Genomic DNA, 26,530 nt, shown 5'->3' on the forward strand with positions numbered 1-26,530 from the left:
ACCTTTTGCACTTAAAATGAGTCGGATGTATTACACCAGAGGATGGCCAATATACCATACGAATTACAGAAGATGCTCCTTTAGAATGAAGGAACGGCCTATTAATTTGCACCCTTAACTTTATTAACATATGCTCTGAAATTCTTATATGCATTTTCTATATCAACTGCACGAATATCCTGGTTATCTGAGTCGCTTATATCTGGAATTGGCAATGTCCCATATTCTTCAATCTCTTTCGAAATCGGTTCAAGCTTAGAAAAATATTCAAAAGAAATGATGCGAGCCTGAGTAAACGGTTCTTGCCCTCGATACATTGCTGCCATCTCAGCTAATAACTCGGTCAAGGAATGAGGTTGAGTTTCAGGAAATTCGACCTCTGCAACCTTACCAGCACCATCTGGTTTAATTGGACCATGTGGAGCAACATACCATTCATCTGCCGCTTCTAACCGACGTTCATATGAAAGAGTCTCGGGGAGGTCCCCTATTGAATTATAGTCCACAGAATCATTTGATTCTTCAGAAAGAGATTGAGGCTCCTTTGTTTCAACCGATGTATCTTTTGTTGTTGTTACATACCCAATAGTACCCGCTCCAACAATCAGAACTAGAATAATAATAACAATCCACTTTTTATTCATTTTGTTCTCCCCCATATGACGTAATGGTTTCTCTGTATTTCCGCCCTCAACTTGGCCGCATTGCCCTACGTATCACAGATCTCATTAGATACAGGGCATGGATAGCTAAAATGATCACAATCAAGTGATACTGTTACTCTTTATTGTACGCTAATCCAGGTTTTTTTTACAGTTTTCCCTGTTTATATTCTAAAATATTTGATTGATGTTGCCGAAAAACCACAGGTTTCTTCAGCTAGGCATACTGTTGGACATTCCGCAAAACACAAGGTCAAATCACTTGACTTAAACAATAATAAACTCAGTAAGAGCTAAAATATAGCTCTTACTGAGTGATCAATGTTAGATACTAAGCGGATACTAATTACCAAGTACCGTATAATCCAATCGTTGTCGGTGTAGATCCACCACTAATGCCAATATCGATGAAACCAATGTTAGAAGGTGCGTAGATCAAATTACCATTCGGATCTTTGTATGCATTAAATTGAAGGTACTGGTCATTAATTTCACCATTCTGCGCTCCGTAAGATTTCTTAGCAAAGATTGAAGAACCCGAAGGTATGTTAGTCCAGAAATTACCTGCTTGATTGAGAGCTCGGAGAGACCGTCTTGTCTTGTATTCTACTGCCGGGGAACTCCCCTGACCCGGAATATACAACGAAGCATTGTTATGATATGCGTACTGGTCAATTGGCGACTCTGCGCTCTCAGAAATCCCCAACATACCGAGGTTAAAGATGCCGTATACTATACTTCCACTAGAGTTACGAAACATGATGGGAGTATCTCCTCCCTCTGTGTAACCCGTCACACAAAATACCTCTCGATTATAAATTGTACCAACACGGGTGCCTTTATTATTCTGTTGTGTATAAACAGGTACTGCAACCCCTGATTTATTTACTGCAATGTAATGTAGCGCCATTGACTTTCACTCCTTATATAAATAGGTTGATAGATTTTTAGAAGATATTGTTTGCTCAGATATTTAACTTCATAGATGTATCTGGCATCAATGGAGTTAAAAGCAAACTTAATATCTTATACTTATTATATAATATAGCGTATCGTTACGCAATATTTTTTTTCTAAAAAAACATTATCATTATCTAATAATCTCAAATTACATGTTGTATCTTAGTTTGTTTTAAAACACAATGCAATAAGGTATCAATACGATAAGTAAATCATCATCTAAGATTGTATTGGTAAGTTAAAAGTATTCAAAGTTCACCTTCAATTACATATCTTTGCATCAATTTGTAATTCTTTTATTTTCTAGTTCTATACAACACCACTTGTTCTTGACCTATCGAATTCAAGAGTGCCTTAATATAAGTCAATTCAAAAAATAAGTTAATTTTATATAGCGTAACGTTACGCTATATGATATTATATAAATCAGAGAGAGATACTCTTTCTTCAAGAATTGTGAGAGACGTCTCCTTTTCTTAAAAAAACTATTTGATGAGAGGATTGATTTTTATGGCTAAAGTTTACGGCATTTTTGAACGCCATGGTGGAGTAGGTATTCATATTGATGGTCTACAGTACCCGGCCAAGGATTACAGCAGTTTTAGAACACAGATTACTTTTCTTGGGGTTATCCGGTCAGTTCGAAACTTTTCTTATTATTCATCTGGAAAGGATGCCTATTTTTTGGATGACAATAGCACTTCTTGGCTCAATGATGACGGGAACCCAGTCACTATTGAAGCATGGGGAACTATTAATGGTACTGAATACTACATTGGGTCTGGTATGGTAAATTAAAATATCCAATGGGTATATACTACTTCCAAAATAGCTTAATAAAGATTTATAAACAGGGGAACATAGACAGTGAAAACTGTTATGTTCCCCTTCTTTGCCATATAAAGCTGTCTACATATTTGATACTAATATATAAAAAGGGCCAAAGCATTAGGACTAAACCTCAGAAAAGACCGAGTTTTAATCTAATAACAACATTTGTAAAATTGTTTTGTAAGGCGGCTCTACCAATGGAGAAATGACGTTCAAAGCTAGAAGAGCTAGCTTTTGATCGAGCTTCTGCTCAAGAGAAAACCTCACTAAGCGGCTAGTTTTTCTCTTTCAGACAACTTCCATGAATATGATTAGATTGAGTTTACCACCTGAATAATTGATGATAAGTCCAAAAGTTTGGAACAACATTGTAAATTGGTTTTAGTAAATAATGTGATATAATTTAAAGAATAGAAATAAGAAATAATTTTTGAAAGAAGGAGAGAAAAACATTAAATAAGAGCCTGATTATATTAGATACCGCTCGTTCCCTGCTTTTTTGTTAGTGTGTGTTTTTATGTGTGTTTTTATCTAACACAAACACAGTTAATGAGTAGCACTTAAAGTATAATTCGAATAGGTGTATATTTTTGAGATGACACTAAATTTGACCATATGCGTGGAATAACCTATTTATTGACTTTCATTCTTCGGATCGTTTGAAGAACCAGTTCTCCCCCACTTCAGGGGTTTAATTTTCAGACCGTGCCAACCAGAAGATTCCCTTGGACAATTCTGAATCTTCTGAAGTAAATCGCAATCGTATATAGCAGACATGGCAGCAGCAGGTGGTTACCTTTTTATTTCTTCAGGACTATACTATTATCTGCAATATTCAAGTATGTAATAGGAATGAATTATCGGAGGGCTAAAATGGAATTAAAATATAATTTAGATTTTAATGATTTGGCTGATATGCAAGAAAATGTTGTCCGAGAATCGAAGCAACATCAAAAAATGAAATGGATCATCACCATTCTTTTTGCTTTTCTTCTGTTTGTTACTGTCCTAGATGCTTCTTTTACTCTTGTAAGTTTAGGTATCATAATATTATTTGTTGTGATTTCTCCTATTGTGTATACTAAACTAACCATTTTTTCGTTGAAAAGAAACTTGAAGAATCAAAATCTAAATTCGATACTCGGAAATATTGTAATGCATCTTAATGAAGAGGGCATTTCTCAAAGAACCGGAAAAAACATCTCCTCTTTTAAATGGGATGATTTCACTATTCTAAGAGAAGATACAGAGCATTATTTTTTATATATGACCGACATACAAGGGATTACCATTCCTAAAAGGGCAATATCTACTGAAGAAATGAGAAAGCAATTTCAATACTATTACGATACATTCCTTTTACCCAAAATACAAAATAAGTAAAGGCATCAAGAAAAGAAGTGGACACCCTTATCAGGATGTAGCCACTTCTTTTCTTTCTTTAGTTTACTTCAAAAAACTAGTTATGCTCCTCCATCATCATCTCCAGAGAATAGGAATGATAAGAACGCAATGATCGCTGAGGCTGTCCCGTAAACTAATCCACCTGTACCAATAGCAGGTGCAAAAATGATTGCTGCAGCGAAAGCAGCTACAAATGCACCAACACCTAAGACATCCTTTAGTACCTCGTAATTTGGCTCCGTTTCGGTTGGAACATGTTTAAAGGTATAAGTGACTGTCACTTCAAGTTTTGTTTTTGTGCCGTCAGTGAGCGGAATCTCACTCTTATACACTTTAATTTCCATAATCAGTTTATTACCTTGGGGCGTTACTTTAATTCCAATAATACCATTCTCTACTGACAACGACACATTGTTGAAAAAGTCTTTGAACTCTTTCACTTCATCGACAGATAATTTTGTTGTCGTATCCCCTAAAATAGTTTCAGCGGAAACTCCTAATTTACCATTCACGATATTAATTTTGTGCATATCGTTCCCTGTAAACTCGTACTCTGTCTGGGTTGTGACATCAATATCTAACATAATTGATGAGAAAATTCTTTGTGTTGTATTAAATGTAAAATTGGTAGCGTACAAGGCAGGGGTATCTTTTAAAAGGGGGAATGATGTAATCATATTTACCCATGCAGTGAAAACAGCTTCTCTATTCAAATCAGTTGGCGGTGCTACAGAAGAAACACCAGTATCTCTGCCAGAGTATCCTAGCTTATCAATAGCAAGTTTCCCAGCGCCTGAGCCTATTGATGTCTCAAAGAATTGATCGAATGACCAGTTATCCGGCATTGGAAAACCTAAGTTGCCACTAAATCCAGTGGACATATCAGATACAAAACTGTAATCAGTTTTGGCTTTAAGATCGTATGCTGTTCTAATGCAAGTATTTCGTGCACCATAAATACCCACTTTATACCGTGGCAATTTACTCAAATCAGCGAGTGAGTCAAACACCTCTCTAATTTCACGGAAATACGGAATCAGCTTTTCTGTTACCTCATAATCATATGCATCATAATCAACAGCAAAGTAAATGGCAGTACCTGAAGGGAATCCCAAGTTTCTTGCTGCCAAATGAGCTTTGTGTGCGTCAACCTTACCTTGGCCTGTAACAAAATGCGTAGCTCGGTGACCTCCGTCTTGATAGATAGGGAAAACTCGCATTCCCCCGTTGAAGATTATTTGTAGTTCTTCTGGAGTCATTGCTTTAGATCGTACTCCACCATTGCCAGTAGATACATTACCAGTTAAGTAACGTCCTATCACTTTATAACCATTACTCACTAATGTATTTACATGTGCACTTGTCAGGATAGTCGAAGCATCGCATGCTGTAGCACTTCTACTGGTGTCACCATTGCTAGTCATTAACTGTTTAATTGTTGACATATTGGCTACACCAGTCACTGGCAGCATCATAAAGCTTTGAAACTTCTTAACGGCATTGGCTACCGCCCAGTCATAGACTCCATCAAATTCGCCTGTATCATACTGAGATCCATTACAAACCAAGGCATACTGCAAGATACGCACAAACCCTCGTGGACTATTGCTTTCACTCAATGTGGGACACAAGTTAATGGTGCTCGGACCAAAATTACCATTTGCCACACCTACAGCGAGCCCTTCTTCTGCTTGCAAGGCATAAATTAGCGCTTTGTTGGTCTCTCTAGAATAGACACCATCTGTGGGCATTAAACCAAAATATCGATTATAGTCACGATTCAAATTTTGCTGAGCTTGACGAATAGAAGATCTACCTCCCCGAAGAGGAGCCAATTTATAAGAACTCATGTTAAGGAGAGCTTTCATTAGAGCTGCCGTAACTACGCCATCCTGGACTGCTAGACCTACATCGCTTTGAAGTTCCTTTACAACTTTCTCTGTGCCATCAAAAAAGCCTCCTGTGAAACCACCTGGGTTATAACCTTTGCAGAACAAAGCTCCCTGCAGAATAAAATTGAAGTTATTAGCCGGTGCACCTGTAGTTTGTTTGCGCAAAGGTTTAAACAGGCTTTCCGTTTTAGGTCCAAAGCTATCTGAAGTTTCAGTTCCTGGGATTCCAAGTTCTAACTGCAAAGCTCGGATCAAGGAGTAAATTGTATTCCATCCTGTTAATCCATCTGCATCAACTGGTTTGTATCCCACTCGGTTACCATACGTACTATTGAGCCAAATTTGTGTCTGTAGTACTCTTGCATCCATTCAAATGACCTTCTTTCGCTTTAATTTTTTATTCTGCTGAATTCCTGATTTATTAGGTGAATTAGTAAGGGCGAAAGTAATTTCACCCCTTACTCGCATCGATATTTTCAAGTTGAATAAAGTTGAATTTTTTGCTTGTCTCAGTTAGTTTGATATTTGTGGTATAAATATCGGGGATTTAAACCCAAACAAGTAAATCCCCTTTACTTGTTTAATTTAATATATTTATGACCTGAATTTATTATATTATATCGCGTAGCGTTACGCAATACTTTTATATTTATTTTAGTCCACCCGCCCTATATATCAATTAAATTCTAGCGTGCAAGTTCAATACGAGCATTAATGTTCACTGGCCTCACTCTCACGTATGGTAAAATAGAGGGGCGAAGGCTGTTCGCATTATTCTTCGCCCGGGCTCGGTTGCTCTCCTAAAGCAAACGAGCCTTTTAATATTTTTCATTACCTGCGTCGCAAATTTTTGAGCATAGCCGGTTCTTTACTACCCTTGCTAAGCAAGGTTTGGATATGCTCTCATGCGACGATCACGGCTACGGTGAACGGATGTGTTCCTTGGCAAAAGAAAGTAGCAAGAGACACGCAAGAAAGAACTCGTGCGCAGATAACCAGGGTTTTAGCACGATGACGGAGCGCCAGCGTAGTCATGGTGCCTGCTCTTGCATGGCTACTTGATGGGAGCGCAGCGGACATGATGCCGCCATGCATTCCCCACTCTCTTCGGCTGCTCACTCTCGTATAAATTGGCAGAAGAAGATTTCAGGTTTTTTAATTTCATGCTGAAGAAGACAAAATTGGGCCTTATCTATGTATTTTCATCATAAGCTGTTCATTCTGAAATATAACCGTTTAGCAAACCGATCCCTTAAATCCCCCATTGATTGTAATCAATCAGCCTGGGTTAAACCAGGCAGTATGAAAAAGACGCTCTCCGTCAATCCAGGAGCGCCTATCTCTTTCTCTATGTTTGATGCCATACAATTTCACCAACTAGCTAGATCGTCCCTGAGACACGCCAACCAGCTGGGCTGAGCCCGTTGCCGCCTCGTACCATTCCATGATCTTGTGTAGCCGAGCGAGTGTATCTCTGCTACGAGGAGAGTACCAATGAAACTGCCCTCTCCACTGGGTAGTTTCATTGTAAATTTCCATATATAGGAAACATATCGAAAAATTCGTTCGTTGTATTTATTATTCTGTGCACCAGTGATAGAAAGTTTGAAATAGGCTGACTCTGACTTTCAACACCCAAATATGACTGTATGAGTGCTTAAGTTCCCATGGAGATGCAATAACCGTGTTTCACTTGGTTTCTCCCACTTTACTTATGGTACAATATGTATAAAAAAGTAAAAGGCTGAACAGACAGGAACCATCTGTTCAACCTCTCATCAAATGCAATCTTTGCTTAGGCGAAATAGTCTTGTACGCCTCTCAAAACACCAGCACTAAAATCCAGTTTAGACTCATAGGAGGAAATAAATTCATCATCGCTAGCATTAGACATAAAACCAAATTCTATCAAGGTTGCTGGCATTTTGGTATCGCGTAAGACTTGGAAATTGTCCTCCCGGACACCGGTTGCCCCCCACGTATTTAGCCCTGTATATTCAACCATACGTGGAACTAAACTTGCTGCCAAATGTTTATCACTTGACTTATACCAGTGTGCGGAAAGCCCATTTGCAGAAGTGTTAGTACTTCCATTGTGATGAAGGGAAAGAAAGATATCCGCTTTCCAATCATTAGCTGCTTTGGCACGTGCCCCGAGACAAACTGGAACGTCTTTAGTACGACTCATTTTTACGGTAGCACCAGCTCTCTCTAAATATGATTTAAGTGCCTCACCGATTACAAGCACCGAGTCTTTTTCATTCCCAGATAATTTACCGCTTGTGCCCACAGCATAGCCGCTGCCACAAAGACTGTTACCTGCGGATTGTGAACCACCATGACCTGGATCAATAAAAACCTTTTTGCCTTTTAAACTCATTTTAAAACATCTCCTCTTCATTTATAGTGGTTAGCGCCAACTAATATAGAAGGTGGAGTTCAGGCCTCATTGCACAACCTCTGTTGAAAATCTTTTCTCTTTTGTGGAAAATACAATCCAATCAGATAGGAGTGTCATTATAATGAGAAAGAAAACGCTATTGTTCCTGTTAGTTTTGTTTATCCTTCTACTCACTGCGTGCAACAGCAATTCTAAAGTGTATAGTTTAGCGGATATTACCCAACTATTCGAAAAAGCAGATCTTCACCTCAAACCTCAAGCAGAGGATAGCTATCCAGCCATCAAGAACGTAAAACCAAGTGCTTATGAATTGTTGGATGATATCCTATATATTTATGTTTTTGAATCTGAAGATGAACGTGTAGAAGCTTCAAAAGGATTAAATGTGCAGGAGATATTTAATACCCCTTCTGATATTAATCCCCCTCTTTCTTACATACATCATACGAACAACGTATTGATTATTTATATTACCTCAAATCCACTTGATCAGAACTTCAAGGAACAAATCGATGATATTTTAACTACGGAACAGGTTCAAAAATAAAATGGAATTTAAAAGGCCTGAAACGAAAAAAGACCAGTTCATCGCAACTGGTCTTTTCATTGACAACGGCTATACGAATCGTTAGATACTGATTCTACAAATTGATTAAAATCTGGTATCGAACTCATATCATAGTGAAATACAGCTCGAATGATTTTTTCATTTAGATACTGCTGTAAATCATGCTGTTCATTAATATATACCTTTCGACAGGCTTTTTTAATGCTCGGTTCGAATTGTTTAATAATTATGCCCATAGCTTCTTTGTCACCTGACTTTGCATGTTGTACAAGATGATACAAATTTTTATCTGTCATCATTTAGGTTAACACCTTCCCTTTTTATGAAAAGTGCGTTCGCATTTTTCGCAGTGCATTAAGGCGAGACTTGGTTATTGCTTGCTGTGATACTCCGAAAACATGTGCAATTTCGCTGTCCAGTAAACCTACTGCATACACGAGTGTGATTACTTCTTTTTGTCGATCTGACAGACTACTGAATGCCTTGAACAGCACATTGTGCTCAATCGACTCACAAAACTGGTTTGGTGTCAGAATAAATGGCATAGTCTCTGGTTGTTGTTGTTGTAGCGATACGAATTCTCCTAGAGACATATCACCTTCATCTCCTGCCGGCACGTCAAAAATAAGTTGGTTCCGATGCAGATGTTTTCCTTGTGATCGATGATAGTCGATACTTGCATACAAAATAAGGGAACTTAAGTATTTCACAAATCGAATGTTGAAAAAATGTTCACGAAACAAATTAGATAGAAAAAGATAGTTGCTCTCTATTGGAGCATTTACATGAGCCATAAATGCAGAAACATGAAGAGGGTTTTCGAAAAACCGTATTAAAACTTGGTTTGTTTTAAAATGAATATTCTTTTCACAATGTGCAAGAAAGGCTGCATGTTCACTATTATTTATTTCAGTATTTGTGAAGATTTTGTTTACAGTAGAATCTTCCTTAGACGAAGAAGCAGCCATTTGGAATCCTTCTTCATAGGCTAATTTATTTTGAATTGCTTTAATACATTGGTTTTGCAATCCTTATCACCCATTCCTATTATTTTTGTAAGCCCAAACACAACTACAAAATCCTTTAGAGTTCTAATAAGGGTTGTAACAACACATCTCACATGAACTGATCACTGTAAAGCTCTAAGCACACAATATCATATTGCGTAACGTTACGCAATATGATATTGTGTGCTTAGAGAACATTAAGGAGGTTTTTTTATGGATGATCAACGTTGTCGAGAAAAGTTGATGAAATGTATACAGTCTGTTCACTACGCAATTATGTCGTATGCAAATTGCTTATGTGAAGGAAGAACTGAACCGGATAAGGAAATTTTCTTCAAGTTTGGCGAGGAGTTATCCTTACAATTAAAGGAACTCTGCGGACTTTACAAAGAGCTTTATGGATTGGATCCCCTGGAGGGCCATCATCCTATTCCAACAAAATGTCAGTGTGGCCTTAGCAATTTCATAAACTCAAATAAATAGTAGTAATATTTCTCCTAAAAGAAAACGTCTGCTAAAACGAAGAATGGTGCTCCTGGATTCAAGAGCACCTAGAAGCGTTCATGAATTTACATACATTCTGTGAACTTCCCCTAAAGATTTTAACCTAGAGAGGAAGTTTTTCTATTCGTAGTCGTCTTCTCTGTATAAACTCCATGAAATTTAATGGGGATTATATGCAATATGTGCTTTAGTCTCCAGAACTGTTTTCAAATAATTCTGAATAGGTAATTTAACAATTTCTTTTTCCACTTGTTCACCGCCTGCTGAGAGATTTTTAACTGTTGAGAAATTTCGGCTTCTTTATAACCTTCTATATATATTTTGCGTAATAACAAGTTTTCTTCATTAGGGAGCTTGTTTATAAGCTCCTCTACAAAAATCTTATTATCTTGAGTACTTGTAAAATCCTCTCTAATCTCATTATCTTCAATGGGTACTTCTGTACCTTTGATTTTGTTTGATCTGTACTGTACCCTCCATCCAATTGGAAACACTTTTCTTCTATAGCGTTCGTATGTTACTTGCTGGCTATTTATCATTTACAAAACGCTCCTTTTTGTCATTCTAGACTGTTTCTTATTTGTAACTTTTCATTGTATGATCGTATAATCTCAGTAGCGTTACGTTACGCAATATTACAATTTGAAAATAATGTGACTTCCTATTTATTATGGGAGTCGAATGTTTTCTATTCACCTTCTCTTGTAAACAGGTCCATCACTTATAAATGGATTGATGATAAAACATCAATCCATTTTATTGTATCTTAAGCCACTCGAGTGTAAAAAACGCACACAACAAAAAACTACCCGCTATGCGGATGGTCGCTCAAGTCTAGCATATCAAGATCAACCATAATCTTATTGATTTCTTGACGATCTTCAATTTTCACCCTCAGTACTGCCCTATGCATCCTTTTCTCTGCTACCGGAGGTATTGAGCGCTGAACATACATCAAGAGAGATCACGATTAAGACATTTCTTATTAGTGTTAATCGATTAGTTATGAAAAAAACACCGAGCAAATTATTCTGCTCGGTGTTTGAGTAGATTCTCCCTACTATAAGCCAGCCGATCAAAAACCAACCGATGACGTTGATCACATACCACATCAACATTTGAATCTCCGCGTTGCTCCTTCAGCCACTCAATAAATGCTTCTAACTCCCCAGATTCACAGGAAATATTGTAGAACAAGCACTTATCTATCAGTTGGCTCCCAGAAATTGAATATTAGAGAGAAGCCCAATGCCGAGTTATTCGGTAACTAGGCCTCTCTATTATTATTAAACTCAACTGAAGCTTATAGGTGTGTTTAATTTAACCTGTGATTTGTTGTATATTTTTACTAGACACCTTATCGGCAAGTCTAATTAGAACCTTCATGTCAACAGCATTAATGATTTCGTTTTGTAGACTAGCATAGTCACTTTTCAACTTCTTATTCTGATCATTGGCCTCTTCAAGACGTTCGGCCAATTCGATAGTCATCTGTCTTAACGTGGTTATATTGTTACCCAGTTGATCCATAACCTCATTAAAGGTAATTATAAAATCGTGATTCAATTGAGTTGGTGCTTCAATGGCTACCTTCTCTTTTCCTTTTGAAACTTTCCTTTTGGATGTAACTGCATGATCCGTATGCGTGTTATGAATCGATACGATATTGCCTTCACTTTTATTTTGGCTTCGGGTTCTTTTTGCTTCCTCAATATCTTTTTCGTACTGTTTACGCAAGGAACTATTCCAACGGAATCCACACGCTGCTTTTGATCTATTTAACTTTTCGACCGCAGTCGTTATCATTTTGTCTACATGCGTACTTTATGTATAGCTAAACAATAGTCTAGCTTTTCTCTTTCTCTGTTAGGTAGAAGAACAAGGGAAAATAGTGAAATTCTCTTAATATCATCAGTACATACATAAACTCTCAATGTGTTTGGAGAAGAAGCAAACACTTGTAAGGAATTTGCTTCTTTTCTGTTTTACAAAATGATTTTTATCATTAATTCGAGTAAGTTAAGGTCGCTTTAACCGTTACTGTGGACAATTTATCAGAAAAAAGCCAATCATATGAAGCCTTTACGAAGTATTTTTTACCACTGGCTAGATAAACATCTTTAGATTCCTTTTTGTTTTTTGTATCTACAAAAAAATAAGCGACCTCTGCTATTTCATTAGTTCCAATTAACTCAAATACTTGGCAATCACCCTCAACCTGTTTCCCACTAGGTGCGCTTGCTGTACAAGTAAACTTAGCGTTTTTATTTCCCCCGTTAATTACAGCTCCGTCTTTACCAGCAACAGTGCTATTTCCATAGACTGTGGCAGTTGATGTATGGGTTGCTGCGTAAACATTTGAAACTGAGCCTAGTAACATAACAGTGGCTAATATGGATACTGATAATCTTTTAAACATGTCCGTCCCTCCTGAAATCTTGAAATTACACTACGATAAAATTAATGGGAATATATTCCTTTTTTTAATGTATCAAAAAATATAATATAAGTCAAGTATAGATAATATTGGAATAAAATGAAGGTGATTAAAGTTTTATTAAATTGGCATAGTACGAGGAATAGCGTGTACTGCATTTATCGAGTTTGTCTCGTAGGGACACCCATCCGTCCTGGCATTGTAAATTTGCGTTCACGGCCATGGCCTTTTCAGAATGGAAAGCGCGAGATTGGGTACGTAATTGCTTATAGGATGGCCATGTCTATATCTGCTGGAGCTGGAACAGCAGCTAAATCAAATTTGCGTGCTATCTCCAACCCATACACTAATCTAACAGTACAAGGAACAAGGAAATTTTAAGTTCAACAACGGTATCTACTGAACCGTGTAATACAAAATGTCAGATCATGAAAATTTTCGATAAGTCCACCCCTCAACCGTATGCAGACGAGCTAGACACGATGGTTTCGAGTCGTGGAAAAAGCAAAGGATGTGTCGCCACGTTCATTGAACGCAAAACGCGTTTAAATACCGCCATACTCATGCCTGATCGAACGGTCTTGTCCATGGAAATCGCCCTCGGTGTAGCCATCTCACAGTATTCAAAGGGGACATTTCTAACCGCTACGGCAGACCGTGGCAAAGAGTTTGCTATGCCCATGTGGAAGCGACTCATCACTTGAATGTTTATTTTGCCGATCCATATTCTTCTTGGCAACGGGGTTCCAATGAGAATGCAAACGGTCTACTTCGAGAGTTTTTTCCGAAAGGTAAGGATCTTGCTGAAGTGCATGATGAAGACCTTGCCCGCTCACTCGATTTAATCAATAACAGACCCCGTAAATGTTTGGGTTGGAGAACCGCTCACGAATCCTTTTTCAGAGGAACTGTCGCACTTGGCTTGACAATCCGTCATTGCAACCGTTCTGGGTTGTTAAAACATCATTTTTCCGATTATTTTTTGATTTTTGATACGTTACCTAATTCTTGTTGTTCCTATTCTCCTATTATTTTGAAAAAAATTTCCTTCTTCAAACTAAACTGAGCTGCTATTTCACAGATATAGTTGAGATCTCCATATGTACTGCACTTGATTTCGTGTGGAAAAAATAAAAATAAAAAAATTGGAAATTCTCACAACAAATATAGGAATGGTTTCGTCTATATAGAAGAAACTATACTGCTTGAGATCTTTGTCAGAGATCAAAGCAAATACGGAGATAGGGGTTGGTTTTTAATGAAAAAGGCAATAGCAGCATTAATCTTCTTAGGGGTAGTTGCTGGATGTGGCAGTCCGTCTTCAGATGCTCCTACAACAACCACAACTAACAGTGAAACAGGGAAAACTGCCAGCACAGCAGCAGCACCTGAAACAAAGCAGTTCCAGTTGAAGTATAAAACGTCTTTAACTGCTGCACCACTAACCAAAATTACTCCGGTAGTGCAATCTAAGCAATTAACGAGCCAAACCGTTGATGACGCCCATGTTCTAACTTATAAAAAGAGTGATGAAGTTGACAAAATCTATGCTGCTCTTCAACTCAAAGAAGGAACCTATGACATAGGACAAATCGGGTATGAAGAAGGAAACAATGATTATTCCACAGCTACAGTTGATGTTCTGGGCGAATCTTATCTAAAGGTGGTCGGCTCAATTGGTGCTAATGCTCCTATCTCAAATTATGTGTTGATGAAATCCTCTCCGCCTAAGGTGCTGCATATAGAAGCACATACTGTAGACGCTGATGTTGACCAAGACGGAATCAAAGAGATCGTTGCCACTGTGGGTACAGCAGCGGAAACATCCATCTACAAAATGGAGAAAGATACCCTGGTAAGCGTGAATCTTAATGAAGTCATGAATGCGGATGTAGTGACGTATGACCAGGAATCCAACACATTTAAAGCAGAAGTCACCAAAGGCGAAATGTCACAATGGAAGATCGAAGATACTCTCCTAGTACCTCTACCCTAAGAAGCCCATGGGCTTTTTTTACAATCAAATATTGCGTTACGTTACGCTATATGATACTATATGATACTATATTAACAGAAAGAGAGTTTGGAATAGGTAGGCTTGGGACGCCTCTTTATTCTGAATGTCCCACCTCTTTCATACTAAAATGAAATGAGAGATTTTTCATGGCTAACACTGCTACTGTTAATCTAATTACTGGAGATGTATACGGTTTGTATATTAACGGAAAATATATTGTTGGTGATACGTTTTCTCGTGTAGATGCGGTTAAAACACGTTTGAATTATATTTTTGCTGATCCTAACCGGGATCTTGACTTTATCACTCCATCATATGAGAACGGTCAATATGTCATTAGCTGTCCTCGTGTACGTCGTAATGTAGGTCAAGTAACTTACCTATATGACTCAGCGGGTAATAAACAACATCCCTCAAAACTCTATGAGCCGACCCATTGGAGTAACACAGGATCAAGTACAACACAAACGGCAATTATGACGATATCAGGCCCTATGCCGTGGCACAATGCCCTGGTGACCGCGAACCAAATTCGCGCAGCTGTTAATCCGAATTTCGCCAGCGCAGCCGGTCACAATCCACTTAGAGCGCTTGTTGCTCCAACAAATACAGGTGCTTCCGTGCAGAGCGTTATTTCTTCCAGTGCCCGTTGTGACTTTTACGGCCATCCGTGCCAGGGCACTCAAGCCGGTACAACTTCATCATCCTGCTCGGGCTACAGTGACCTAAGCGCTTATCAGAATATATCAAACGTTACTGTAGGCAATGGAGAAGTCCTTCACCCAGTCGACCTCACTTGTGCGATGACATCAACTAATAGCTGGAGCAGCACATACCGTAATAAGTATATTAAAGTTACAAATAGATCCAATAACCAATCTATCGTTGTTAGGGTGACTGATACTGCACCTGCCAATCGTGGTGTAGAATTGACGTACCGTGCATGGGTAAGTATTGGTAAACCGTCCGGAGCTAATAGTGTAAAAATTGAACTTATGGGCAGCTAATATCTTCTAAATAGGCAGGACTCTTTGTTAATTGAATCCTGCCTATTTAAATATCCTCGTATTCCTAATTATTTTGTAGAAAGTGTTCTTCGTGCTTCTCTTTTTGTGTTTTCAGCAATCCCTTCATCCTGAGCTTGTTTGATATCAATTCTGCAAGGAACAAATAGATATTTATAGTCTGCATTGTACGTTATACAACATACTAGCGATAAGTAATATAAAATATATTTTATGAATTTAAAAAACATATAATTCAACTTATTTACAAAAAACTTCAAATAACGTCAATATTGTAACCGAAAAAATCGGAACATTTCACTCATTTCAAACGTAAAAATTATACTTCTATGGAATTAACATCCTATAACACGAACAAAGTAAAGAAGTGGTATTTAATTATTAAAGGGGGTCCCTTCTATTATGTTAGTTTTAAAAGAACAACTGCTTAATGTATCGTCCTCAGATGTAAAGCAACATATTAAGGGAATCATCGAGGCAGGTCCAACCTCTCAATTCAATTGTCAGGTAATAACAGAATTCCCCGATGTTTTTGTTTATCTAATCGAGAATAACCTGTCAGAAGGATATTTTATTTTTCACGTATTCTCGTATGACAATGTTGGTAAAGATTATTCCTATCTATGTTTCCCAGTTAACCAAATCCATAGAATGCACGAATTTATTTCGAAGGCTAATCTTTATTAGCCTTCTTTTCATTTATTACGCGTTCATATTCTTCTTCAATGGTTTTAGATAGCAGTTCTGTTGCAGTCATATTCAACTTTTTCGCGGCTGCAGCTAATTGTGCCTTAATGTAGACCGGTACGTCATAATGGAATTTAACCTTATTTCCATATGCCATGACTCGATCACTCCTCTCCTATGATTTCTTGGTATTTATTCTCAATAATACGAATCAATAATTGCGTTGCAGATAGTTCCTGTAATGCGGCTGCCTCGATTAGTTTTTCTTTGATTTCAGGCTGGAACTCATAAGGTAATTTTAGTTTGGGTTCAACCATACGACCATCTAATGTCTTTTCTGCATCCAGAGCCAGCTTCACTAAAGATTCTAATGTTGAATCAGTAGATACTTCCCTCCCATATTTGGGTAACACACGTTTTAAATAATTCTTTACAGCTTTTTGGTTTTCATCCGGTATTTCAATGCTTAAACGCTCACCGTTTATTTTTATATCACAATCAACATTCAGTCTAAATAAATTGCTACTGTATTTCATATGTCCCCTCCCATTCTATTATGGATATTATATAGCGATTCGTAACCCCTCACAATATAATCTTCTTTTTAGAGCAAAAAACTACTTTAAGTATAGCGTAACGTTACGTTATATAATATAATTAGATTAGAAAGGAGGTGTTTAATTATGGATCTGCAGGCAGTCGTTCAGCTAATCGGAAATGTTGGATTTCCTATTGCGCTTTGTTTAATCCTTCTTCAATCTATACTGGTTAAATTTAATAAGCAGATGGATGGATTAGAGAAACGATTAGCTCAGCTTGATAAGACGATTAATATGATGGTAAGGACATTTGAAACTAAAGTATCCAAAACTATTCTCCAGGAAGAAAAAGAAAAAGATTGATGCTTTATACGGAGACTCCATTTCATATACAGATGCGGAGAAGAAAGAGACTGTATGGGGTTTCAGAGATGTGATTGCTCGCTATTTGAATTAGCTTTTATCGCTATGTGTTTAACTACATCATATCTCTTTTTACTATATTTAAAAATATAATACCCCAAACCAAAAAAATGTTCGGGGTATTATAATGTGTTATTTGAGGTATTGAGAGTCATTTTTCCTTTATAAGTATCAAAACTAACTATATCTCACGTCCATTCTGGAACAGAGTAATAAAAAAATATCTTTTGGGGAAAGATATACGAGATTTGCGCTAAAGAAATTTTGGGATTAGAACCGCATAAAGATAGTTTCGATCGCTGAAAAATCCGGATAACCTCGGAATAAGATCACCTTTATCGTGGTGACCAGTATAAAGCAAACGTATGACGTTTCATTATATCTTCCCCCTCCAAAAAACTGCAAAAATCTTCCGATTTTCCGCTCTCTATTCATCTTTATTCCATAAAAAAACGCCATTAATAACCTCAATAAAATACAACGTATGAGAAGGAAATTTATATAATATAAGAAAGTATTATCTAAAAAAAATCTTGATATCAAGCCATTAACATTTTGTGTAAAAACTTTTAACAAAAAATGAGACCTAAGAAATTGAAAAAAAACACCAATTTTATACGTAAAAGATATACTCAATGGAAGTTTAACCCTTAACATAAGAACGTATGTTTGGTATAATAGATAAACAAGGTGTACTAAGGGTATTCATTTAGAAGGAGGTTCCTTATGATCGTTTTAGAAAAACAAATGTTCCATATATCGTCCTCAGATGTAAAGCAACATATTGAAGGAATCATTGATGCAAGTCCAACCTCATGCTTTAATTGTCATGTAACAACAGAACTTCACAATGTTTATGTTTATCTCATCGAGAACAATTCATCGGAGAATTACTCTAGTTTCCATGTTTTTTCGTATGACCATGTTGGTCAGGACTATTCCTATTACTGTTTTCCTATTACTCAAATACATAGAATGCACGAATTTATTTCGAAGGCTAATCTCAGTTAGTCTTCTTTTCATTTATTACGCGTTCATATTCTTCTTCAATGGTTTTAGATAGCAGTTCTGTTGCAGTCATATTCAACTTTTTCGCGGCTGCAGCTAATTGTGCCTTAATGTAGACCGGTACGTCATAATGGAATTTAACCTTATTTCCATATGCCATGACTCGATCACTCCTCTCCTATGATTTCTTGGTATTTATTCTCAATAATACGAATCAATAATTGCGTTGCAGATAGTTCCTGTAATGCGGCTGCCTCGATTAGTTTTTCTTTGATTTCAGGCTGGAACTCATAAGGTAATTTTAGTTTGGGTTCAACCATACGACCATCTAATGTCTTTTCTGCATCCAGAGCCAGCTTCACTAAAGATTCTAATGTTGAATCAGTAGATACTTCCCTCCCATATTTGGGTAACACACGTTTTAAATAATTCTTTACAGCTTTTTGGTTTTCATCCGGTATTTCAATGCTTAAACGCTCACCGTTTATTTTTATATCACAATCAACCATCAATCCAAACAAGTTAATACTATATTTCATATTTATCCTCCTTTTCAGCTAAGGTTATTATATAGCGATCCGTAACGTATCACAACATTTTATCTTTTAATCTTCAATGAATTTGTCATAGGTGCTTTGAACCAAGGCCTAATAGCTCTGAGAAAATATTATTTCCTTCAGCCTTATAATTAGCTATTAAACTATGGGTAGCCAACACAACCAGTTGGGATTGAGACAATCCAGTATCTTGAGCAATGCGTAGTAAATCTTCTCTGGCTTTCTCCGGAAGGTACACTGTAAGCCTAGAAGGCTTTTTTTTTGATTCCATTCGCTTCACCCTATCATTATTTACTTTCATTATAACGTATGTTTTATGTTAAAGTAACATATAATATAACCATATTACTCACGTCTTATAACGATAACTTTTTGCATTATCGATACTATTTGTTCAAAACAGTAAGCATTCTGTAGATCATCATAGCTGCTTCCGCACGAGTAACTTCACGTTTAGGATAGAAGAAGTTATTCTGACCTTGCACGATTTTATGAGATTTAAGCAAATAAACAGAAGAATTAGCCCAAGAAGCAATATCTTTATCATCCTTGAAAATTTGCTCCCCCAAAGTCGGATGGAAGTTGTTCTTCTTCAAAACGTTAGCAATCATCACAGCTGCTTGCTCTCTTAAAATGAATACATCGGGACGGTACATTTTGTTGGTGAATCCTTTGGTTATTCCGGAATCCAAAGTGGTCAACAGTTCTTCAGCATACCAAGCATTTTCAGCGAAATCTTTGAGAGCTTGTACATAAGCGCTTGAATTTTTGTAACGCAATGCACGTTTCGTCATAATGGTAAACTCTGCACGTGTAATCTTTTTATTTGAACCAAATATGCCGTCCGCATAAACTTTCAAAATACCAACAGCTGTTAGATGTTTGATGGCTTCTTCCGCAAAGTTTGCGGAAATATCGGAGAAGTTCATGTTGTTCTCCACTTCGGTTGCATTGTCACCTGTAGATCCTTCGCTTTCGGTTACTGGATTTGTAACCGTTACAGGAATGGGATTTGGATTAGCTTCTGCAGAAAACTTCTAATATTTGATTCAATTGTCCTACAAAAAAAGCAATCAAACCCATGATTAGTGAGCTTGATTGCTATGATTGTTGTGCGAAATAATCCAAAAAACTTCATTTTTTCATGTTCTCATCAGTTTAACCTATCTAATCATTATTAAGTTTCTTCGAGCTGCTCCAGCTCTCTCAGGCAGTCTTTTATTCGCTGTGGAATAAGTGTAAAAAGCTTGTCCCATGTCATGAACATCTCTGGTCTGAGCAAGTACTCTTCAAACTGCATCGAGGGTACAAACGCTTTCGTTTGCAGGTATTTCATAACACGGGCATCAATCTGTTCACTCGTTTGAAAATAGGGCTGGAACATCTCATTCACAAGCAGACCGTCACAACCCGCCTGAGCCCCGGCTGCACTATACAGATTTGGCAGCAGTTCAAACACAACGGGCAGCGGTGAAAAAGCATGTTTACCTGGCTGTGAATACAGGCACACATAGCGATCTACCAGATTAACTCTATCCCTCAGCAGCCCTCTTAATACCTTCCCGTGAAAACTCGCTTCACAGTCGACAACCTCTCCATCATGCCCTACATACACCCATACATGCTCCATCTCATAGAGATGGCCAATCTCGTAGTCCCACCAAATGGCATACTCAATAACATATCGAACCGCTTCGGGAGGAAATTGAATCTCTCTTCGAAACGAAGGAGACGGTCCAGAATGCTCAAGCACAGACACGCCAACTAAATCAGGATAAAAAGGTTCGTTCTTATCAAACATGATAACCGGTGCATAACTCATCGCTGTTTCCAGCCATTCATTTTCAGCTGCAGTCATAGGTGATATCCTCCATATTCACTGTTGATACTCCTATAGTAACAGAGGGAGGGTGAATGAAGTCAACGACTGCCGCTCAAAAACCTGCAGACTGGTAGATTCCAGCTGCAGGTCGTAAAACTTCGTTTCATCAAGATGAAATGATTCGACTCAGGACTACGACTTAGGATTTCGGTTTAGGAGTTGATGTGGAAGTGCTTCACCGGAGATGTCAGAAACGCCTGCTCCACACCCGATATTCGGACCCAGAATCGCATCATTTTGAATGGAAGCTGCCGCTTTAGCATAAGCTTCTTCATCCAGACAGTATGCGCGGTGGGCCACTTCCGGTGGTGTCGCGGCAAGAAAATCTGCCCCGAATACAATGTCAGGTGTCGGTTGATCAAAAATCGTCAGCACGTATACACCATCCGTCTCCGCCACAAACCAGTGAAACCAGCCTTTGGGAAAAACAACAACCTGACCAGGCTTCAGACGATACGTAATTCGTTCACGTGTGAATGGATTGAACACTGAAGCGGTAATCTCTCCGCTGATGACGACAACCATCTCCGTGACATTAGGGTGCCAATGCGGCTGCACAATAATGCCTTTGCTCAAGTATACATTGAAGAAACCATTTTCAATTGTGGGCAATTGCTCTCCAAATAACTGAGTCACATAGTTGTTTGGGTCTCTCCGGTAATTGACCACAGCGTTAGAATCTGCGGCCAGCGGAACGTTCGGGGATTTCAGAATCGGATTAATCATCAGTTCTATTCTCCTCCTTGGGCAAACATCTCGTTGTTGTACTGTATGCTGGGAAATCATGAGATAATACTGCATTCAAGCTCTGGCATATAGCTGAGCCAAACTGTGCGTGCTGAGGATGAGAAGAATGTGGTCTGTGCTGGCGTCGAATTGGAAGTTTGTGAGGCTTAGATGATATAATTCTGATAACGAATTGGGCTTCATTTTTTTCCAGATACTCTTTATAAGTTGAGAGGAGTTTATTATGTTTCCATCTATCGGGGATATATACTGCAGCTTTAATGAGCAAATGCAGCAATATACGGCCTGTCAGATCACTGCTTTAAAAGAAACAGAAGATAAAAAACCACGTCAACTAGCCGCGATTCTGCAATTGAACTGGTCTGGAGATCAACTCCCAACGGAATCCGAGCTTGACGTGATGAAACCGTTGATCTGCAATTTCTATTTTTGGAATGGTACCCTAGAACATAACTATGTAAAAGCGGAGATTCCCGTATCCTATACTTTAGTCGGCAGCCGACCTCCCCTGATTACCGAAGAATCACGAAGTTACAGTTCGGGTTGGCCTACTGGAGAAAGCCTGTATCGTCAGCGGCAATGGGAGCTCATCGATGAAAGCCGCAGAACTCTTTTTAAGCAGGCAGCTAATGACCACAGTGACATCACCGCCCGCGGGATTAACATGCGGCGTAACACCAGCACGATTCGTAACTTCATTCCAACTTCGGCTGACGATGTAGCTGAACTTGAGGCACTTCCGTGTCTGACTCATATCGAGATGAATGGGTACCACGAAGCGATCATTCCTTTTCTAGAAGAGAATCCCTTCATTTATGAACTTCATGTACAGAACCACGGGCAGCGTATACTGAATTTCAGTCAAACGCAGTTGACCCGGCTTGTTGTGGATGCTAGCGGAATGGAGAAAATTATACTAAATGACAAGATGGATTTTCTAAGTCTTACCGGAGAAATCAGTCCAGGTTTTCTTATTGATACTGCTGCAGATGGACAGCGGCTGACCTTAAGCATAGCTGAAACTCTGCCTCAAATTAGCGGTCTGTCGCGTCTTCGTGCCCTTCAATTGCGTAAGATCGAGGAGCTTGATATTGAATCTGTCGTTCATGCATATCCTGAACTATCCGAATTACGCTTGTCGGGTAAACCCGGCACGGTATCCGGTATTCATTCCATTCAGCATCTAACATCATTGCAAATGTTCAGCACGAATGACCTATTTGGTTTTAATGGAGATCAATTTCCAAGTCCCGAGCAGCTTCCTGAATTACATACGCTTTGGATGAGCAGTCTCCCGGCAGAAGCAGCCAAGTCGATCAAAACCAGATATAAAAAAGCTGCTGAAACTCGAATCGATCTGGATATAAGTCAGCCTCGTAAACCGGAATGGCTCGCTGAGAATCTAAACAATCCATTTCGGGATTGGGACGGAAGGGAACAGATCAAGGCAGTACATACCAAAAAAGCCGCGCAGTTGTATAAACAATCTCTGAAGCGTATTCGTGAATTGAGCCAGCGAACCGTTCAAGCAGAAATACTCTCTGAGCAGCTCATTTCTTTCACCCAAGAGTATACACAGGCGTTTAATCAAATGGATGCCAAATCGGAATGGATTGGGACGATTGAGCGTGAAGAAATTGCTGCTGCACTTGCGGGCTTAATTGATCAACTAGAGGAACAGTTGGAAACAAACCAGTCAGGTTCCTTCAAGATTAATTGCGAACAGTTATACGAAGTCTTTGATCGGATTAGAGATTTTTAGAGCAAAAGTTGGATTTTGCAAAAAACTTCATAGCCTTTCTTTTTGTTATTCTTATGAAAAAAGAAGACCACAGCCTATCCTTATTCAACGGGAGGAAGCTGTGGTTTTTCTTATATTTATTCTATTAATTTACGAAGCCTCAACCGTTGTTCCACAGTACTCGCAATCCGTAAACTGTTTCCGATACACCTTTACCTTCGCCCCACACCCTGGACAAGTAAGTGAAACCTTCTTTGGCGCTTCTTCTGCCCTCTCTTCAACCTTTTCTTCATCGTCTTTGTCATACTTGTCACTGTTTATATTTATCTCTGTGTAGCTATATGACTGGTTATTTGTATAATGCACCGTATTACTATTGTAACTTGAGTAACCATTTCCAATTTCTTGGGGTCGATAAGCATTTTCTGCTGCCGGGTCTGAATCACTCTCATAGTCCCCGCCATAAAATTGTTTTTGAGCAGCCTTTTTTCTTTGGAGTAATTTAATCGCTGAAAATATAAAAATAAATTCAAATACGGAGAGTTCAATGAAGATAAAAGGTTCACTTATAATTTAGAACACGTTGTACGCACTCAAATAATCTAACACATGCCTTCACTCTTAAGCTTCTAGGAAGTCAGTGAAACTACGAGATTCTCATCGTTGTTCCGCAATAATCACAATCCGCAGCCAAATTCGGATAGACCTTCACTTTGGCTCCACAGCCTGAACAGCTCACGGATACGGGTTGATCATATTCGTCCTCTTCATACTCGTCTTCGTAATACTCTTCGTCACGATCGTAATGCTCGTAGTAGCGATCTTCTTCTCGATGATTTTTCGGCTTTGCACACATTTTAATTCCAGTAACGAGCACAACAACACCAGGGATAAAAAATGCAATTGTGCTTATAATCGCTACATCTGTCCCTTCCGACAACAGCAGCAAAGAGAATAGAATGGTTATACAAGAGATGATAATCAATATGATCCCAAAAAATCGTTTCACTATTTTTCCTCCTACATGCTTCATTATGATTTGCTGTTAAGAATCTGTTGATTTCTTTCTTCTAAATGGGACTTCAAACGGATTATTTGCTTGGTTAAACGTTCCTTATTTACTGATTCTCCAGCCGAGTACATAGATGCGAGTTCGTCGTTCAACAGCTCAATATCGAGAAGGATCTGACGATCCGTATACTGCATGGAAGCCGGAGTTACCGGATCGCTGTATTTTACCAGCTCGATGATGGATTTCACTGAATCTCTGTCCTTGTCCAGATGAGATTCAGAATGATTCTCCATCGTAAACAGCAGCTGCTTCAAAGCTTTGTCAATGGAATACAAGTCTGCAGCACTTGATTGTTGAATCGCCTCATGCTGACTTGTTGACCGAATGAAGATCAACAATACGGCGCAACCAATGAAAGCAAGAGCAGCAGTTACTACATGCAGGAGAACAAACCAGCGCAGCCCTTGATCCGCGAAACCTACAAAAAGGGTATAACAAATAACACAACACAAATAAATTACCAATACAATAAATACAGCTGCATAACCTGGAACAAATCGTTTAAAGCGCTCCATATTTTTCATCACATAACGCACATAAATCCATAATGCCGTGACTGCAGCATAAGTCGCCACCAGATTGATCCTGAAAGATATGGTTTGGAACGCATCCATAAATATAGTAAAAGAAATCACAGAGATCAGGACCAGACATACGAGATAAATCGCATCCAAAATGAGAAGATTGCTCCGTTTTACCATCACTAGGCCTGCCCTCCTTCCTGCAGATTGTTTCCACAATCCAGACAGAATTTCTGACCGGGCTTTACTTCATGCTGACATTGACTGCACCTTAAAGATAGACCTGTGCCACAGTTACCACAGAATTTGGTCTGAGGTCTGTTCAGATGATGACATTGGGGACACGAGATTGGCATCGGTTCACGGCATTGAGTACATTCCTTCGCATCCTCTGCATTATCGGCCCCACATGCGGGGCATGCATGATACTTGTCACCACAATTCGGGCAGAACCGGGTCCCCTTCTGCATCGGTTGTCGGCAGTTATTACAGTCCGTTGTCATGGATTTATCAGCCAAAGACTTGCCGCAATTACTGCAAAAGGAACTCTGCTTTTGATTCGGATGATGACAATGGCCGCATAAACGTACGGAAGGCGTCTCCGTTGTAGACATCACTTTGGACATCTGTGACATCTCGCTGCTGAACGAACCTCCGAGACCAACGCCCATCCCCATGCCAAGCCCCGCGCCCATGATATCGGACTGCATGCTTCCTTCATTTTTGGCTGCACCTTCAAGGGTATCGAATGAACGTTCCTGTTGATAGGTATATCCAATGATATCCATTTCTGCTTTACGGGCAAGCGCTTCTCGTAACCGGATGACGGAAGGATCTTCTTCTGGCAAATTGACATTATGTATATAGAGATTGATCAGTTCAATTCCAAACTCTTCAAACGTGGAAGCGACGCTGTCTGCAAAATGCCGTGATATTTCAGAAATATACGCATTAATTTCTAACACACTTACTTTTTGATGGATCAGATACGAAGACAGCATCGAATTAATATTCATAATAATTAATCCACGGAAGTAGTTGATCATATTTTGTTGGTTAAACTCCGGCAGTGTGCCTACCAGTTTGACCAAAAATTTTCTGGAGTCTACAATTTTTATCCCCATCTGCCCAAAGGTTCTTACTGGCACGATAATATTATATTTGGGGTCTTGAATTTGAATTGGATTCGCCGTTCCCCATTTGACGTCCAAGGCGCTGACCTGATTGACATACCATACTTCTGCTGCAAAAGGAGACTTTCCACCGAATGGAAGGTTAACGAGTCGATTTAGAATCGGTATATTAGCGGTGCTTAACGTATGTCTTCCGGGCCCAAACAAATCAAGGGCTCTTCCATCTTTAAAAAGGATGGCCTGTTGAGATTGATTTACAATTAACTGCGTCCATGTTCCTAATTCACTCTCGGGGTGTTTCCAGGCAAACACATCAGGAGAGCCTTCATACTTGATTACATCAATAACAGCCATCGTTCTATTCCCCACTTCAGATTAAAATCAATCGTTCTATCGTTCCAAATCTATTCATTCTTAACACTGTAAAATGCCATGCTGTGCTATTTTTCGCTATTTATCTCTTTTTTTCATGTTTAAGCATTGCTATTTTACCATTTCTAACCTTCTTTCGC

General features: G+C 38.7%; 29 protein-coding genes and 1 pseudogene. 10 read left to right on the forward strand and 20 right to left on the reverse strand.

All coding sequences use genetic code 11. From position 1 onward, the window contains the following. Positions 1–101 precede the first annotated feature (101 nt). Positions 102–644 carry a hypothetical protein gene (locus MKY97_RS17195; protein WP_342551549.1) on the reverse strand — a complete coding sequence of 181 codons (543 nt, stop codon included), beginning with the start codon at positions 642–644 and terminating at the stop codon, positions 102–104. Between the two features lie 364 nt (positions 645–1,008). Then, entirely contained in the window at positions 1,009–1,422 is a 414-nt protein-coding gene (locus MKY97_RS17200) for a hypothetical protein (RefSeq protein ID WP_342551550.1), read from the reverse strand. 710 nt (positions 1,423–2,132) lie between these two features. Here MKY97_RS17200 and MKY97_RS17205 point away from each other — a divergent pair. Together MKY97_RS17205 and MKY97_RS17210 are read left to right on the forward strand one after the other, a co-directional pair. Beyond that, on the forward strand, positions 2,133–2,420 hold the full coding sequence (locus MKY97_RS17205) for a hypothetical protein (RefSeq protein WP_342551551.1): 288 nt from the start codon (positions 2,133–2,135) through the stop codon (positions 2,418–2,420). Between the two features lie 906 nt (positions 2,421–3,326). Next, a complete protein-coding gene (locus tag MKY97_RS17210; RefSeq protein WP_342551552.1) occupies positions 3,327–3,836 on the forward strand; it encodes a YcxB family protein in 510 nt (169 codons plus the stop codon). 80 nt (positions 3,837–3,916) lie between these two features. Here the strand turns inward: MKY97_RS17210 and MKY97_RS17215 are convergent, their stop codons facing one another. After that, the gene (locus tag MKY97_RS17215) at positions 3,917–6,118 is read right to left on the reverse strand and encodes a glycoside hydrolase domain-containing protein (RefSeq protein WP_342551553.1); all 2,202 of its coding nucleotides are present in this window, start codon (positions 6,116–6,118) and stop codon (positions 3,917–3,919) included. Between the two features lie 1,426 nt (positions 6,119–7,544). Beyond that, entirely contained in the window at positions 7,545–8,129 is a 585-nt protein-coding gene (locus MKY97_RS17220) for an N-acetylmuramoyl-L-alanine amidase (protein ID WP_342551554.1), read from the reverse strand. Between the two features lie 142 nt (positions 8,130–8,271). Between MKY97_RS17220 and MKY97_RS17225 the strand changes: the two genes are divergently transcribed. Next, positions 8,272–8,697: a hypothetical protein gene (locus tag MKY97_RS17225; RefSeq protein ID WP_342551555.1), complete on the forward strand. Its 426-nt coding sequence runs from the start codon at positions 8,272–8,274 to the stop codon at positions 8,695–8,697. Positions 8,698–8,753: 56 nt separating this feature from the next. Here MKY97_RS17225 and MKY97_RS17230 read toward each other — a convergent pair whose 3' ends face one another. Continuing rightward, positions 8,754–9,017, reverse strand: coding sequence for a helix-turn-helix domain-containing protein (locus MKY97_RS17230; RefSeq protein WP_342551556.1), 264 nt, complete (start codon positions 9,015–9,017; stop codon positions 8,754–8,756). A 21-nt stretch (positions 9,018–9,038) separates the two neighbouring features. Beyond that, a complete protein-coding gene (locus MKY97_RS17235) occupies positions 9,039–9,746 on the reverse strand; it encodes a sigma-70 family RNA polymerase sigma factor (RefSeq protein ID WP_342551557.1) in 708 nt (235 codons plus the stop codon). Positions 9,747–9,938: 192 nt separating this feature from the next. On the opposite strand from MKY97_RS17235, the gene MKY97_RS17240 reads away from it, so the two are divergent. Continuing rightward, positions 9,939–10,208 (forward strand): hypothetical protein, encoded by a 270-nt coding sequence (locus MKY97_RS17240; protein ID WP_342551558.1) that lies wholly within the window; start codon positions 9,939–9,941, stop codon positions 10,206–10,208. A gap of 227 nt (positions 10,209–10,435) precedes the next feature. Here the strand turns inward: MKY97_RS17240 and MKY97_RS17245 are convergent, their stop codons facing one another. The 3 genes from MKY97_RS17245 to MKY97_RS17255 all read right to left on the reverse strand — a co-directional run bounded on the left by MKY97_RS17245 (position 10,436) and on the right by MKY97_RS17255 (position 12,648). Next, on the reverse strand, positions 10,436–10,768 hold the full coding sequence (locus MKY97_RS17245; protein WP_342551559.1) for a sigma factor-like helix-turn-helix DNA-binding protein: 333 nt from the start codon (positions 10,766–10,768) through the stop codon (positions 10,436–10,438). A 781-nt stretch (positions 10,769–11,549) separates the two neighbouring features. Next, on the reverse strand, positions 11,550–11,966 hold the full coding sequence (locus tag MKY97_RS17250; protein ID WP_342551560.1) for a hypothetical protein: 417 nt from the start codon (positions 11,964–11,966) through the stop codon (positions 11,550–11,552). 268 nt (positions 11,967–12,234) lie between these two features. Then, positions 12,235–12,648, reverse strand: a complete 414-nt coding sequence (locus MKY97_RS17255; protein WP_342551561.1) for a hypothetical protein — start codon at positions 12,646–12,648, stop codon at positions 12,235–12,237. Between the two features lie 500 nt (positions 12,649–13,148). On the opposite strand from MKY97_RS17255, the gene MKY97_RS17260 reads away from it, so the two are divergent. The 4 genes and pseudogenes from MKY97_RS17260 (at position 13,149) to MKY97_RS17275 (ending at position 15,690) form a co-directional block, all read left to right on the forward strand. After that, positions 13,149–13,370, forward strand: coding sequence for a hypothetical protein (locus MKY97_RS17260; protein ID WP_342551562.1), 222 nt, complete (start codon positions 13,149–13,151; stop codon positions 13,368–13,370). A 2-nt stretch (positions 13,371–13,372) separates the two neighbouring features. Beyond that, positions 13,373–13,592: pseudogene (locus tag MKY97_RS17265) on the forward strand (IS30 family transposase); the annotation flags it as partial. 332 nt (positions 13,593–13,924) lie between these two features. Further along, complete coding sequence (locus tag MKY97_RS17270; RefSeq protein WP_342551563.1) at positions 13,925–14,662, forward strand: hypothetical protein; 738 nt, start codon at positions 13,925–13,927, stop codon at positions 14,660–14,662. 167 nt (positions 14,663–14,829) lie between these two features. Continuing rightward, positions 14,830–15,690, forward strand: a complete 861-nt coding sequence (locus MKY97_RS17275; protein ID WP_342551564.1) for a hypothetical protein — start codon at positions 14,830–14,832, stop codon at positions 15,688–15,690. A 691-nt stretch (positions 15,691–16,381) separates the two neighbouring features. Here the strand turns inward: MKY97_RS17275 and MKY97_RS17280 are convergent. Continuing rightward, positions 16,382–16,552, reverse strand: a complete 171-nt coding sequence (locus tag MKY97_RS17280; protein WP_342551565.1) for a hypothetical protein — start codon at positions 16,550–16,552, stop codon at positions 16,382–16,384. Between the two features lie 7 nt (positions 16,553–16,559). Further along, complete coding sequence (locus MKY97_RS17285; protein WP_342551566.1) at positions 16,560–16,931, reverse strand: hypothetical protein; 372 nt, start codon at positions 16,929–16,931, stop codon at positions 16,560–16,562. A gap of 147 nt (positions 16,932–17,078) precedes the next feature. Here MKY97_RS17285 and MKY97_RS17290 point away from each other — a divergent pair, with 147 nt between their 5' ends. Next, a complete protein-coding gene (locus MKY97_RS17290; RefSeq protein ID WP_342551567.1) occupies positions 17,079–17,297 on the forward strand; it encodes a hypothetical protein in 219 nt (72 codons plus the stop codon). Between the two features lie 1,063 nt (positions 17,298–18,360). Here the strand turns inward: MKY97_RS17290 and MKY97_RS17295 are convergent. The 6 genes from MKY97_RS17295 to MKY97_RS17320 form a co-directional block, all read right to left on the reverse strand. Next, positions 18,361–18,525 carry a hypothetical protein gene (locus MKY97_RS17295; protein ID WP_342551568.1) on the reverse strand — a complete coding sequence of 55 codons (165 nt, stop codon included), beginning with the start codon at positions 18,523–18,525 and terminating at the stop codon, positions 18,361–18,363. A 7-nt stretch (positions 18,526–18,532) separates the two neighbouring features. Continuing rightward, positions 18,533–18,904 carry a hypothetical protein gene (locus MKY97_RS17300; protein ID WP_342551569.1) on the reverse strand — a complete coding sequence of 124 codons (372 nt, stop codon included), beginning with the start codon at positions 18,902–18,904 and terminating at the stop codon, positions 18,533–18,535. A gap of 85 nt (positions 18,905–18,989) precedes the next feature. Next, positions 18,990–19,193: a hypothetical protein gene (locus tag MKY97_RS17305; protein WP_342551570.1), complete on the reverse strand. Its 204-nt coding sequence runs from the start codon at positions 19,191–19,193 to the stop codon at positions 18,990–18,992. A gap of 115 nt (positions 19,194–19,308) precedes the next feature. Beyond that, positions 19,309–19,851 carry an S-layer homology domain-containing protein gene (locus MKY97_RS17310; protein ID WP_342551571.1) on the reverse strand — a complete coding sequence of 181 codons (543 nt, stop codon included), beginning with the start codon at positions 19,849–19,851 and terminating at the stop codon, positions 19,309–19,311. 248 nt (positions 19,852–20,099) lie between these two features. Further along, the gene (locus MKY97_RS17315; RefSeq protein WP_342551572.1) at positions 20,100–20,780 is read right to left on the reverse strand and encodes a hypothetical protein; all 681 of its coding nucleotides are present in this window, start codon (positions 20,778–20,780) and stop codon (positions 20,100–20,102) included. 156 nt (positions 20,781–20,936) lie between these two features. Beyond that, positions 20,937–21,530, reverse strand: a complete 594-nt coding sequence (locus tag MKY97_RS17320) for a cupin domain-containing protein (protein WP_342551573.1) — start codon at positions 21,528–21,530, stop codon at positions 20,937–20,939. 244 nt (positions 21,531–21,774) lie between these two features. On the opposite strand from MKY97_RS17320, the gene MKY97_RS17325 reads away from it, so the two are divergent. Next, complete coding sequence (locus MKY97_RS17325; protein ID WP_342551574.1) at positions 21,775–23,313, forward strand: hypothetical protein; 1,539 nt, start codon at positions 21,775–21,777, stop codon at positions 23,311–23,313. A 625-nt stretch (positions 23,314–23,938) separates the two neighbouring features. Here MKY97_RS17325 and MKY97_RS17330 read toward each other — a convergent pair. From MKY97_RS17330 to MKY97_RS17340, 3 genes are read right to left on the reverse strand one after another with little or no spacing between them, the layout of a single operon-like run. Beyond that, positions 23,939–24,301, reverse strand: coding sequence for a hypothetical protein (locus MKY97_RS17330; RefSeq protein ID WP_342551575.1), 363 nt, complete (start codon positions 24,299–24,301; stop codon positions 23,939–23,941). A 23-nt stretch (positions 24,302–24,324) separates the two neighbouring features. After that, positions 24,325–25,068, reverse strand: coding sequence for a hypothetical protein (locus tag MKY97_RS17335; protein WP_342551576.1), 744 nt, complete (start codon positions 25,066–25,068; stop codon positions 24,325–24,327). Then, positions 25,068–26,372: an SPFH domain-containing protein gene (locus tag MKY97_RS17340; RefSeq protein ID WP_342551577.1), complete on the reverse strand. Its 1,305-nt coding sequence runs from the start codon at positions 26,370–26,372 to the stop codon at positions 25,068–25,070. Before MKY97_RS17340 ends, MKY97_RS17335 begins: the two co-directional genes overlap by 1 nt. Between the last annotated feature and the right edge of the window lie 158 nt (positions 26,373–26,530).

Origin of the sequence: Paenibacillus sp. FSL R7-0652, from assembly GCF_038595045.1 — a bacterium.
In the GTDB taxonomy this organism is placed as follows: domain Bacteria; phylum Bacillota; class Bacilli; order Paenibacillales; family Paenibacillaceae; genus Paenibacillus.